The sequence below is a fragment of the Erwinia oleae genome (assembly GCF_000770305.1).
In the GTDB taxonomy this organism is placed as follows: domain Bacteria; phylum Pseudomonadota; class Gammaproteobacteria; order Enterobacterales; family Enterobacteriaceae; genus Erwinia; species Erwinia oleae.
Genome location: NZ_JNVB01000004.1, coordinates 16,222 through 28,846, shown reverse-complemented (window position 1 = coordinate 28,846; position 12,625 = coordinate 16,222). Strand labels below are relative to the sequence as shown.

Annotated in this window: 9 protein-coding genes and 7 tRNA genes; 15 read left to right on the top strand and 1 reads right to left on the bottom strand. The window is 54.4% G+C overall.

Features of this window, described 5'->3' with window-relative positions; translation table 11 throughout:
- Positions 1-44: 44 nt before the first annotated feature.
- The 10 genes from nagA to GS12_RS02205 all read left to right on the top strand — a co-directional run bounded on the left by nagA (position 45) and on the right by GS12_RS02205 (position 5,289).
- Positions 45-1,193 carry an N-acetylglucosamine-6-phosphate deacetylase gene (gene nagA / locus GS12_RS02250; protein WP_034943527.1) on the top strand — a complete coding sequence of 383 codons (1,149 nt, stop codon included), beginning with the start codon at positions 45-47 and terminating at the stop codon, positions 1,191-1,193.
- Between the two features lie 7 nt (positions 1,194-1,200).
- A complete protein-coding gene (nagC, locus tag GS12_RS02245; protein ID WP_034943525.1) occupies positions 1,201-2,427 on the top strand; it encodes a DNA-binding transcriptional regulator NagC in 1,227 nt (408 codons plus the stop codon).
- A 289-nt stretch (positions 2,428-2,716) separates the two neighbouring features.
- The gene (asnB, locus tag GS12_RS02240) at positions 2,717-4,381 is read left to right on the top strand and encodes an asparagine synthase B (protein ID WP_034913353.1); all 1,665 of its coding nucleotides are present in this window, start codon (positions 2,717-2,719) and stop codon (positions 4,379-4,381) included.
- A gap of 220 nt (positions 4,382-4,601) precedes the next feature.
- Positions 4,602-4,678: transfer RNA gene (locus tag GS12_RS02235), tRNA-Met, on the top strand.
- A gap of 8 nt (positions 4,679-4,686) precedes the next feature.
- Positions 4,687-4,771, top strand: a tRNA-Leu gene (locus tag GS12_RS02230).
- A gap of 23 nt (positions 4,772-4,794) precedes the next feature.
- Positions 4,795-4,869 (top strand) — tRNA-Gln (locus tag GS12_RS02225).
- Positions 4,870-4,905: 36 nt separating this feature from the next.
- Positions 4,906-4,980 (top strand) — tRNA-Gln (locus tag GS12_RS02220).
- Between the two features lie 36 nt (positions 4,981-5,016).
- Positions 5,017-5,093: transfer RNA gene (locus GS12_RS02215), tRNA-Met, on the top strand.
- 7 nt (positions 5,094-5,100) lie between these two features.
- Positions 5,101-5,175: transfer RNA gene (locus GS12_RS02210), tRNA-Gln, on the top strand.
- A gap of 39 nt (positions 5,176-5,214) precedes the next feature.
- A tRNA-Gln gene (locus GS12_RS02205) sits at positions 5,215-5,289 on the top strand.
- A gap of 79 nt (positions 5,290-5,368) precedes the next feature.
- Here GS12_RS02205 and ubiF read toward each other — a convergent pair.
- Positions 5,369-6,547 carry a 3-demethoxyubiquinol 3-hydroxylase gene (gene ubiF, locus GS12_RS02200; protein WP_034943523.1) on the bottom strand — a complete coding sequence of 393 codons (1,179 nt, stop codon included), beginning with the start codon at positions 6,545-6,547 and terminating at the stop codon, positions 5,369-5,371.
- A 183-nt stretch (positions 6,548-6,730) separates the two neighbouring features.
- Between ubiF and miaB the strand changes: the two genes are divergently transcribed.
- From miaB to lnt, 5 genes are all read left to right on the top strand, one after another.
- Positions 6,731-8,155, top strand: coding sequence for a tRNA (N6-isopentenyl adenosine(37)-C2)-methylthiotransferase MiaB (gene miaB / locus GS12_RS02195; RefSeq protein WP_034919012.1), 1,425 nt, complete (start codon positions 6,731-6,733; stop codon positions 8,153-8,155).
- Between the two features lie 211 nt (positions 8,156-8,366).
- Positions 8,367-9,428: a PhoH family protein gene (locus tag GS12_RS02190; protein ID WP_034913347.1), complete on the top strand. Its 1,062-nt coding sequence runs from the start codon at positions 8,367-8,369 to the stop codon at positions 9,426-9,428.
- Entirely contained in the window at positions 9,425-9,892 is a 468-nt protein-coding gene (gene ybeY, locus GS12_RS02185) for an rRNA maturation RNase YbeY (protein ID WP_034913343.1), read from the top strand. Before GS12_RS02190 ends, ybeY begins: the two co-directional genes overlap by 4 nt.
- 83 nt (positions 9,893-9,975) lie before the next feature.
- Positions 9,976-10,854, top strand: a complete 879-nt coding sequence (gene corC, locus GS12_RS02180) for a CNNM family magnesium/cobalt transport protein CorC (RefSeq protein ID WP_034913341.1) — start codon at positions 9,976-9,978, stop codon at positions 10,852-10,854.
- Between the two features lie 7 nt (positions 10,855-10,861).
- The gene (gene lnt, locus GS12_RS02175; RefSeq protein WP_034943521.1) at positions 10,862-12,394 is read left to right on the top strand and encodes an apolipoprotein N-acyltransferase; all 1,533 of its coding nucleotides are present in this window, start codon (positions 10,862-10,864) and stop codon (positions 12,392-12,394) included.
- Positions 12,395-12,625: the final 231 nt, after the last annotated feature.

The window sequence follows — 12,625 nt, the reverse complement described above, 5'->3', positions numbered from 1 at the left end:
GGACCACAGGCGGTCGTCGCGTCGAAAATTTCCGGGGGGAAACTATGTACGCTTTAACCAATGGCCGTATTTATACCGGCCACGAGATTCTGGATAATCATGCCGTTGTCATTGCAGAGGGTCTGATTGAACGCGTCTGTCCGTTGAACGCACTGCCTGCTGGCGTGACCACGCGTGATGTAAACGGCGCAATCATTGCTCCCGGCTTTATCGATTTGCAGCTCAACGGCTGCGGCGGCGTACAGTTCAATGACGACATCAGCGCGCTGAGCATTGAAACGCTGAGCATCATGCAGAAAGCGAACGAAAAATCAGGCTGCACCAGTTTTTTACCAACGCTTATCACCAGTACCGACGAGATGATGAAGCGTGCAGTTGACGTGATGCGCATGTGGCTTTCTCAAAATGAGAATAAAGCGCTGGGGCTACACCTGGAAGGCCCGTGGCTGAGCCCGCGTAAACCCGGCACGCACAACCCCGCTTTGATTCGTAAACCCACTCAGGAACTGGTCGATTTTCTCTGCGCCAATGCCGACGTCATTACTAAAATCACCCTCGCGCCTGAGCAGGTTGACAGCCGCTTTATTCGCCAGCTTTCCGACGCCGGTATCATTATTTCCAGCGGTCACAGCCACGCTACCTATGATGAAGCACGCTGCGGCATTGCTGCCGGCATCCGTTTTTCGACGCATCTCTATAACGCCATGCCTACCACTTCTGGTCGTGAACCCGGCCTGATCGGCGCGTTGTTGGATGCGCCAGAGGTGTACTGCGGCATTATCGCTGACGGACTGCATGTTCATTACGCCAATATCCGTAATGCCAAACGCGTTAAAGGCGACAAGTTGATCCTGGTGACAGACGCGACTGCGCCGGCGGGTGCTGCAATTGACAAGTTCATTTTTGCAGGAAAAACAATATACTATCGCGACGGACTGTGCGTGGATGAAAACGGCACGCTGAGCGGTTCTGCATTGACAATGATCGAAGCGGTTGCGAACAGCGTCGAACATGTTGGAATTGCGCTTGACGAAGCGTTGCGCATGGCGACGTTTTATCCGGCCAAAGCAATGGGAATCGATAAAACATTGGGTACTGTTGAAGCCGGAAAAGTGGCAAACCTGACGGTTTTCACGCGCGACTATAAAATAATCCAGACTATCGTTAATGGCGATGAAGTCTTAAGTGAGTAGATACTGAATGACCAATGGCGGCCTGGCTCAAATCGGAAATGTCGATCTTGTAAAGCAACTCAACAGCGCGGCCGTCTATCGGTTGATTGACCAGCAGGGGCCCATTTCGCGCATTCAGATTGCCGAGCACAGCCAGCTTGCGCCCGCCAGCGTCACCAAAATCACCCGCCAGCTTATTGAACGCGGATTGATCAAAGAAGTTGATCAGCAGGCCTCCACCGGAGGCCGCCGCGCTATTTCAATTATTACCGAAACCCGGGGTTTTCATACTATCGGCGTACGCCTCGGCCGCAATGACGCCACGCTGACGCTTTTCGACCTGAGCGGCAAATCGCTGGCGCAGGAAGACTATCCCCTGCCGGAACGCTCGCAGGAGGATCTGGAACTCGCCCTTTTTAACGCCATTGCCACCTTCAGCGAACTGCACCAGCGCAAGCTGCGTGAGCTGATCGCAATTGCGGTGATCCTGCCGGGCCTGGTTGACCCCAATAACGGCGTAATCCGCTATATGCCGCATATCAACGTGAGCTACTGGCCGCTGGTGGCAAGACTCCAGGAGCGCTTTAACGTCACCAGCTTCGTCGGCCACGATATACGCAGTCTGGCGCTGGCGGAGCACTATTTTGGTGCGTCGCGCGATTGCGCAGACTCAATTTTAGTGCGCGTTCATCGCGGCACAGGAGCGGGTATTATCGCCAACGGCCACATTTTTCTCGGCAGCAACGGCAACGTCGGCGAGCTTGGTCATATTCAGGTCGATCCGCTGGGCGAACGCTGTCACTGCGGCAATTTCGGTTGTCTGGAAACCATTGCTGCGAATGGTGCCATAGAGAATCGCGTCCGCAATCTGTTAACGCAGGGCTATCCCAGCTCGCTGACGCTGGAGGATTGCCATATGCCGCAAATTTGTAAAGCGGCCAATCGCGGCGACGCGCTGGCAACCGAGGTCATTGAATTCGTGGGGCGCCATCTGGGCAAAGCGGTGGCGATAGCCATTAACCTGTTCAACCCGCAAAAAGTCGTTATTGCCGGTGAAATCACTGAGGCTGACCGCGTATTGTTGCCCGCCATCGAGGGCTGCATCAATACGCAGGTATTAAAAGCTTTCCGTAAAAATTTGCCGGTCGTGCGCTCCGAAATCGATCACCGCTCTGCGATTGGCGCCTTCGCGCTGGCAAAGCGCGCCATGCTGAACGGTATCCTGCTACAACATCTTCTTGAAGGCCGCCCATAACGCTTTCTCAATGCGCAGCCTGGCCTGCGCATCTCATTTTTTAATAAACGAATCTTCAGTTCGTCGATTAAATAATGAACAGTATTCCCATCTTTTTACCGATACGATAATTTTTCGCGTATAAAAATGAATAATCATCAATAATCTGCGCCACGCAACAGACTTTTTTTCACAGAAAAGCTAAATTGCTTGCATCATGCCTGCGTCTGACGCATTTTCTTATCTATCGGGCGAAATAGGTCGCCATTAAAGAATAATGTTATTCAGGGATGTCGGGAGGAAGTTAGCTATGTGTTCAATTTTTGGCGTGCTGGATCTGAAAAGCGATCCTGTTGAGTTGCGTAAGAAAGCCCTGGAGCTTTCCCGTCTGATGCGTCATCGCGGCCCGGACTGGTCCGGCATCTATGCGGACGATAACGCCATTCTTTCGCACGAACGTCTGTCAATTGTCGACGTTAACAACGGCGCGCAGCCGCTGTTTAATGCCGCACGCACGCACGTGCTGGCCGTCAATGGTGAAATCTACAACCACCAGGCGCTGCGCGCTGAACTGGGCGATCGTTATGAATTCCAGACCGGTTCTGACTGCGAAGTGATCCTGGCGTTGTATCAGGAAAAAGGCGTTGATTTCCTTGACGACCTACAGGGAATGTTTGCCTTTGTTCTCTACGACAGCGTGAAAAAGAGCTGGCTGATTGGCCGCGACCACATCGGGATCATTCCGCTTTATATGGGCAATGACGAACACGGTAACCTGTTTGTCGCTTCAGAAATGAAGGCGCTGGTGCCGGTGTGCAAAACCATTAAAGAATTCCCGCCGGGAAGCTATATGTCCAGCACCGACGGCGAAATTCGTCGCTACTGGCAGCGCGACTGGTTCAGCTATGAAGCCGTTGAAAACAACAAAACGGATGCTGTTGCGCTGAAAGACGCGCTGGAAGAGTCGGTTAAAACGCACCTGATGTCCGACGTGCCTTACGGCGTACTGCTGTCAGGCGGTCTGGATTCATCGATTATTTCAGCGATCACCAAAAAGTACGCCGCCAAGCGCGTTGAGGATCAGGACAAGAGCGAAGCCTGGTGGCCGCAGTTGCACTCTTTCGCCGTAGGCCTGGAAGGCTCGCCCGATCTGAAAGCCGCGAAATCCGTGGCGGATCATCTGGGCACCGTACACCATGAAATACACTTTACGGTGCAGGAAGGCCTCGATGCTATTCGCGACGTGATCTATCACATTGAAACCTATGATGTGACCACCATTCGCGCCTCAACGCCGATGTACCTGATGTCGCGTAAAATCAAAGCAATGGGTATTAAAATGGTGCTTTCCGGCGAAGGCGCGGACGAAGTCTTTGGCGGCTATCTCTATTTCCATAAGGCGCCCAACGCGAAGGAATTCCACGAAGAAAACGTCCGCAAGCTGCTCGCGCTGCATATGTTTGATTGCGCTCGCGCCAACAAAGCAATGTCTGCCTGGGGCGTTGAAGCGCGCGTGCCTTTCCTGGACAAAAAGTTCCTCGACGTTGCCATGCGCATCAACCCGCAGGATAAAATGTGCGGGCAAAACGGCAAAATGGAAAAACATATTCTGCGTGAATGCTTCTCCTCTTATTTGCCGGAGAGCGTGGCGTGGCGCCAGAAAGAGCAGTTCTCCGACGGCGTGGGCTACAGCTGGATCGACACGCTAAAAGAGATCGCCGCGAAGCAGGTCAGCGATCAGCAACTGGCAACGGCGCACTTCCGCTTTCCACACAATACGCCGAGCTCAAAAGAGGGCTACGTGTATCGCGAAATCTTCGAAGAGCTGTTCCCGCTGCCCAGCGCGGCAGAATGCGTGCCGGGCGGCCCTTCCGTGGCCTGTTCATCCGCAAAAGCCATTGAATGGGATGAAGCGTTCAAAACCATGGACGATCCGTCAGGACGTGCGGTAGGCGTTCACCAGTCCGCCTATTAATACACGGTAAGACACGATAAATAACGGGCTGATATTCAGCCCGTTATTTTCTGTTATTCCGCTGTCAGCGCGGGAATTTGCTGATTTAATCGGCAGGCTGGTTATAAGCCAGACAAACAACCCGTTTCAGGGCAAAAACGGGAAAAAATTTGTTGACGCTAAAAGACGCAATACGCATAATGCGCCCCGCAACGCCGATGAAGGTTGCGCGAAAAAAGATGGCTACGTAGCTCAGCTGGTTAGAGCACAGCACTCATAATGCTGGGGTCACAGGTTCGATTCCCGTCGTAGCCACCATCTTTTTTGCGGGAGTGGCGAAATTGGTAGACGCACCAGATTTAGGTTCTGGCGCCGCAAGGTGTGCGAGTTCAAGTCTCGCCTCCCGCACCATTTCCAAATCGGTAATGCACGGATGGGGTATCGCCAAGCGGTAAGGCACCGGTTTTTGATACCGGCATTCCCTGGTTCGAATCCAGGTACCCCAGCCAGTTTTTGATGGTCGCTGTACTTTGTGAAACGGACATTGGGATATCGCCAAGCGGTAAGGCACCGGTTTTTGATACCGGCATTCCCTGGTTCGAATCCAGGTATCCCAGCCACGCAAAAGTATGTTAACGTTGTACGCAGTAAAATTTGGCTACTTAGCTCAGCTGGTTAGAGCACAGCACTCATAATGCTGGGGTCACAGGTTCGATTCCCGTAGTAGCCACCAATTTTATTGGGGTGTCGCCAAGCGGTAAGGCACTGGTTTCTGATACCAGCATTCCGGGGTTCGAATCCCTGCACCCCAGCCATAAAAAAGACGACCTGCCTTGCGGGTCGCAATGAAAAATTGGGGTGTCGCCAAGTGGTAAGGCTCTGGTTTCTGATACCAGCATTCCGGGGTTCGAATCCCTGCACCCCAGCCACTTAATAAAAAAGCCCGCTTATGCGGGCTTTTTTATTGCTGTGCGTCAGCAACGCGGGAGAATGCTTCCCCCGCCCATGCTATAAGCCCAACGCATAGCGCAGCGCCTGACGCTTCAACACGCCTGAACGCTCAGCAACCATCAGCCCCAGATTGCGCATAATCCGCAATGGCGCCACCTGATTACTGAAGGTGAAGTAAAACAGATCCATCCCGCTTTGCATCAGCAAATTGTCTCTCTGCCGCTGGCGTTGATAACGCAGCAGCGTCGCTTCAGACGCCCAGTTCTCCGCGCGCGCGCGCGACGCTGTCAGCGTCTCAATCAGCGCATCCACATCGCGATAGCCCAGATTCACCCCCTGCCCCGCCAGCGGATTGATGGTATGCGCGGCGTCGCCCACCAGCGCCAGCCCCGGCAATACATAGCGCGTGGCATGGCGTCGCACCAGCGGGAAGGCACCTGCGGTAACCGGCGTCACCTGGCCCAGCCGTGCGGGAAAGTGCGCATGAATCTCTTTTTCCAGTTGCAGCATGTTCATTGCCTGAAGCTGCCGAATACGCGCTGGTTTGTCATACCACACCAGCGAAGCCCAACCGTCAAAAAGAGGAAGAAAGGCGCGCGGGCCGTCCGGCGTGAACTGTTGCCAGGTGCAATCTCCCGCGTCGCGTCCGCATTTGACGCTAATCAGCATGCAGGATTGCGTATAATTCCAGCCGTGAATGCCAATGCCGGCGAGCTGGCGTACCTGTGAGTTAGCGCCATCGGCGCCCACCACCAGCCGCGCGGAAACCGTTTTACCGCCCTCCAGCCGCAGATGCCATCCGCCGCTGTGCGGCTGCAAATCGCTCAGCCGCGCCGGAGAGAGTATATTCACCTGCTGCCGTTGCAAACGCTCCCACAGCGCGCGCTGTAGCACGCTGTTTTCCACCATATAGCCCAGTTCCGGCAGGCCAAGCGATTGTGCATCAAAGTTCACGCGCACGGAGTGCCACTCCCAGGTTTCCAGCCGGCGGTAAGGCGCGCAGCGCATTTGCTGCACAGCCTGCCACACGTCAAGCTGCTTAAGCAGCCCCACCGATGCGGCGCCGATGGCGGAGATCCTGAGGTCAGGCTGGCTGTCGCGGTCAAACTCTGCCGGTGCCTGCTGTTCAAGCACCAGCACTGTGAAGCCTTGCGCGGTAAGCCCGCTGGCCAGCGCGGCGCCCACCATGCCGCCGCCCACAACGGCGATATCATATTTCGGTATTGAATCTGGCATGATCGTTATCCTGTCCCATGGACGGCCCCTGTCTTTTATACGCTCAGAAGCGGTTCTTTTACGCGTAGTGTAACGGAATTTGCCATACCATTACGCTTTAAAAGGTCGTACGCTGGTCACAACCGCGTCAAAGCATTACAATACGCGCCCTGCACCTTGTTCCGCATGATAAACGGCAATCAGATGACTAAAAAACTGCATATCAAAACCTGGGGCTGCCAGATGAATGAGTATGATTCATCCAAAATGGCTGACCTGTTAAACAGCACCCACGGATTCATTCTGACAGACGCAGCAGAAGAAGCCGACGTTCTGCTGCTCAACACCTGTTCAATCCGTGAAAAGGCCCAGGAAAAGGTATTCCATCAGCTTGGTCGCTGGAGAACACTCAAGGAAAGCAACCCGGATTTAATTATCGGCGTCGGCGGCTGTGTGGCATCGCAGGAAGGCGATCACATCCGCCAGCGCGCCAGCTATGTCGATATCGTTTTCGGCCCGCAAACCCTGCACCGTCTGCCGGAAATGATCAACACCGTCGCCGGTTCAAAAAGCCCGGTAGTGGATATCAGCTTCCCTGAAATCGAAAAGTTCGATCGCCTGCCTGAACCGAAAGCGGACGGCCCGACGGCGTTTGTTTCCATTATGGAAGGCTGTAACAAATACTGTACCTTCTGCGTCGTACCTTATACGCGCGGCGAAGAAGTGAGCCGTCCGTGCGACGATATCCTGTTTGAGATAGCCCAGCTGGCGGCGCAGGGCGTGCGTGAAGTGAACCTGCTCGGCCAGAACGTCAATGCCTATCGCGGCGAGACATTTGAAGGCGAGGTCTGCACGTTTGCCGATCTGCTGCGTCTGGTGGCGGCCATTGACGGTATCGATCGCATTCGCTTCACCACCAGCCATCCTATCGAATTTACCGATGACATTATTGAGGTTTACCGCGACACGCCCGAGCTGGTGAGCTTCCTGCACCTGCCGGTGCAGAGCGGTGCCGATCGTATTCTGACGCTGATGAAGCGCGCGCATACGGCGCTGGAATATAAATCGATCATCCGCAAACTGCTCGCCGCGCGTCCCAACATTCAGATCAGCTCAGATTTCATCATCGGCTTCCCTGGCGAAACCCAGCAGGATTTCGAGCAGACCATGAAACTGATCGGCGATGTTAATTTCGATATGAGCTTCAGCTTTATCTACTCGGCGCGCCCCGGCACGCCGGCGGCAGATCTGCCAGACGACGTACCTGAAGAAGAGAAAAAGCAGCGTCTATGGATACTTCAGGAACGTATCAATCAGCAGGCAATGGCCTGGAGCCGACGCATGGTGGGCACCGTTCAGCGCATTTTAGTGGAAGGCACCTCGCGTAAAAACGTGATGGAGCTGTCAGGACGCACCGAAAACAACCGCGTGGTCAACTTTGAAGGCACGCCTGAGATGGTGGGTAAGTTCGTGGATGTGGAGATCGTTGACGTCTATTCAAACTCGCTGCGCGGCGTGGTGGTGAGAAGTGAAGACCAGATGGATCTGCGCAGCATGGAAACGCCTGCATCCGTCATCGCGCGTACGCGCAAAGAAAATGAGCTGGGCGTCGGTACTTTCCAGCCCTGATCGCTAATGAATGCGGCGGGCCTTCCGGGTTCGCTGCATCTATTCACCGCGTTACACTTGCTTTCTGAAAGCAGCGCCCAAATATCTTTTCCTGCGCTTGCGCATTAGCGCACAGCCATAAATAATTCTCCTGTGACATGGCGGATCACCGCAGCGATGTCCCGATGAAAATGCCATCCTTAACTGGCCCTGAGCGACCCAAAGGATTAGTTTGAATATTGAAACACGTGAAATCACTTTAGAACCTGCCGACAATCGACGTCTGCTCAGCTTGTGCGGCCCCTTCGACGACAACGTGAAACAACTTGAACGTCGTCTGGGCATTGAGATCAACCGTCGCGACAATGTTTTCAAACTGGTCGGCAAGTTGCTAAACGTCAATGCTGCTGCGAACATCCTGCGCGATCTGTACGTCGATACCGCCCCGATTCGCGGTAACGTGCCTGATATCGATCCTGAGCAGATCCATCTCTCAATTAAAGAGAGCCGGGTGCTGGAGCAGTCTGACGACAGCGTGCCGGAGTACGGTAAGGCGGTAAATATCAAAACCCGCCGCGGTGTGATTAAACCGCGCACGCCGAACCAGGCACAGTACGTCGCGAATATCCTCGATCATGACATTGCCTTTGGGGTGGGCCCGGCGGGTACCGGGAAAACCTATCTTGCCGTCGCCGCCGCCGTGGATGCGCTGGAACGTCAGGAAGTTCGTCGTATTCTGCTGACTCGTCCCGCCGTTGAAGCTGGCGAGAAGCTTGGTTTTTTACCGGGCGATCTGAGTCAAAAAGTGGATCCTTACCTGCGTCCGCTGTATGACGCCCTGTTCGAGATGCTGGGTTTCGAGCGCGTTGAAAAACTCATCGAGCGCAACGTGATTGAGGTCGCCCCGCTGGCCTATATGCGCGGCCGCACGCTCAATGACGCTTTTATCATTCTTGATGAGAGCCAGAACACCACCATTGAGCAGATGAAAATGTTTCTGACCCGCATCGGCTTCAACTCAAAGGCGGTGATCACCGGCGACGTCACGCAGATTGACCTGCCACGCAATCAGAAATCGGGCCTGCGTCACGCTATCGAGGTGCTCGCGGAGGTGGAAGAGATCAGCTTTAACTTCTTCCACAGCGAAGACGTGGTACGCCATCCGGTCGTTGCACGCGTGGTTGTCGCCTATGAAGCATGGGAAGCCGCTGAGCAGAAACGCCGAGACGCCCAGGCGGAAGAGCGCAAACGTGAAGCGCTGGCGCTTCAACTGGCCGCGCAGGAGCAGAAATGAGCGTGGTGATCCTGGATCTTCAGCTTGCCTGCGACAGCGCGGAAGGGCTTCCGCCTGAAGCTGATTTTCAACGCTGGCTGGAAGCGGTTCTGCCCCAGTTCCAGGCAGAAAGCGAAGTGACGATTCGCGTGGTTGACGAGGCCGAAAGCCATACGTTGAACCACACCTATCGCGGAAAGGACAAGCCTACCAACGTGCTCTCTTTCCCGTTTGAAGCGCCGCCCGGCATTGAACTGCCGCTGCTCGGCGATCTGATTATTTGTCGTCAGGTGGTAGAGAAAGAAGCCGTTGAACAGGATAAACCCTTGCTGGCGCACTGGGCGCATATGGTCATTCACGGCAGTCTGCACCTGCTGGGTTATGACCATATAGACGATGATGAAGCCGAAGAGATGGAATCGATTGAAACCGAGATAATGCTTGCTCTTGGTTATGACGACCCGTACATTTCGGAGAAAGCGTAATCCTGATTTTATCGTCCCGGCCGTGCCTTTGCCGGTAAGGGACACTTCCCCCTCACAACATGAGTGACAGAAACCAAAACGCCATGAGCGATGACCATTCACAGAATAATGACAGTCCCGGCAGTAAAAAGGGATTTTTCACCCTTATCCTCAATCAGCTTTTTCACGGCGAACCCAAAAACCGTGACGACCTGCTGGAACTCATCCGCGATTCCGAGCAGAACGACCTGATCGATCCCGATACCCGCGATATGCTCGAAGGGGTGATGGATATCGCCGAGCAGCGCGTGCGCGATATCATGATCCCCCGCTCCCAGATGATTACCCTTAAGCGTAACCAGACCTTAGAAGAGTGTCTGGAGGTGATTATTGAGTCGGCACATTCCCGTTTTCCGGTGATCAGCGAAGACAAAGATCACGTTGAAGGCATCCTGATGGCGAAGGATTTGCTGCCTTTTATGAGCAGCGAGTCGGCGCCGTTCAGCATGGAAGAGGTTCTGCGCCCCGCCGTCGTGGTGCCGGAAAGCAAGCGCGTTGACCGCATGCTGAAAGAGTTTCGCTCGCAGCGCTATCACATGGCGATTGTGATTGATGAGTTCGGCGGCGTCTCCGGCCTGGTGACGATTGAAGATATTCTGGAGCTGATCGTTGGCGAAATTGAAGATGAATATGACGATGAAGAAGATCGCGATATCCGTCAGCTCAGCCGTCACACCTATACTATCCGCGCCCTGACGCCTATTGAAGATTTCAATGACGTCTTTGAAACCAGCTTCAGCGATGAAGAGGTCGACACCATCGGCGGTCTGGTGATGCAGGCGTTTGGTCACCTCCCTGCGCGCGGCGAAAGCATTGAAATTGACGGCTATCACTTTAAGGTCGCTATGGCCGACAGCCGTCGTATTATTCAGGTTCATGTCAGGATCCCGGAAGACGCACCGCAACCCATAATGGAAGAATAATCGCTCTATGGCTATTGCCTCTTTATATCAGCGCCAGCGCGTTCGCCTTTTGCTGGCGCTGCTGACGGGTGCCGTTGGCACGTGCGCATTTTCACCGTATGATTTTTGGCCCGCAGCAATTGTTTCGCTGTCTGGCCTGCTGGGCCTGACGCTTAACCGCTCGACGCGTCAGGCAAGTGCGATTGGTTTTGTCTGGGGCCTTGGCCTGTTTGGCAGCGGTATTAATTGGGTCTACGTCAGTATCGCAACCTTTGGCGGCATGCCGGGGCCGATCAACGTTTTCCTCGTCATTCTGCTTGCGGCTTACCTTGCGCTTTATCCGCTGCTGTTCACCGCGCTGCTTAATCGCCTGTTTCCCGTCGCCAGCGTTGTGCGGCTGGTGATTGCCGCGCCGGTGCTGTGGCAGGTCACTGAGTTTTTGCGCGGCTGGATATTGACCGGTTTTCCGTGGCTTCAGTTTGGCTACAGCCAGATAGACGGCCCGCTAAAAGGCCTGGCGCCGCTGGTTGGCGTTGAAGGGATTACCTTCCTTCTTTCTGTTATTTGCGGCCTGATGGTTTTCGCCATGGTTAAGCGCCGCTGGGTTGCGGGAATGGCGGCCTTTGCCGTGCTGCTGCTTCCCTGGCCCATGCAGCAAATAAGCTGGTACCAGCCTGAACCGGATCGCGCTGTTGACGTCGCGCTGGTGCAGGGAAACATTCCGCAATCCATGAAGTGGGATCCTCAGCAGTTGATCAACACGCTGAAAACCTACACCTCTCTGAGCCGCCCGCTGGTGGGCAAAACTCCGCTGATCGTCTGGCCGGAATCCGCTATTCCCGATCTGGAAAGCAATCAGCAACCGTTTCTCACCACCATCGATCGTGAGCTGCGCGCCAGCAGAAGCAGTCTGGTAACCGGCATTGTCGATTCGCGCCTGGAAAACAATCGCTATCACGATTACAACTCAATTATCGTACTGGGCGGCGAGCAGCCTTACAGCTACAACAGCCAGAATCGCTATCAAAAGAATCATCTGGTGCCGTTCGGAGAGTTTGTGCCGCTGGAAACCCTACTGCGGCCGCTGGCACCGTTTTTCGATCTGCCAATGTCTTCCTTCAGCCGGGGCGCCTATGTTCAGCCGCAGTTAAAGGTAGCCGGGATGCGGCTCACGGCGGCCATCTGCTATGAAATCGTGCTTGGCCAACAGGTCAGGGATAACTTCCGCCCCGACACGGACTTTTTGTTAACTATTTCTAACGACGCCTGGTTTGGTCACTCTATCGGGCCATGGCAGCATTTCCAGATGGCCAGAATGCGTGCACTTGAGCTGGGTCGTCCGCTGCTGCGCGCCACCAATAATGGCGTAACGGCAGTGATTGATGCCAACGGCGATGCGGAGGAGATGATCCCGCAGTTTACCACGCAGGTTTTGACTGCTCAGGTGACGCCAACACGGGGGCTGACGCCGTATGCACGCTTTGGCAACCTGTCGGTCTGGATAGTGACCGCGCTGTTTGCTGTTATCGCTGCGATCGTCAGCGTAAGAAAACGCCGTTAATCTTTAAACGCTGAATTCATCACGGATTCAGCGTTTTTTCTCTCTTCCAGTCCCTCCTCCCTCTCCTATCTGGCATGACCTTTGCAAAATATTACGGCGAAATCGCTTTAAAACCGCCGTGACGCCCGGTTAACGATACTTTTGCACCATAAAAGCTCACCCGATGCGCCATAAAAGCGCAGCGTGGCAGAAATGCCATTATTTGGTGCGGGGCATCTCGCAAAAAAGAAA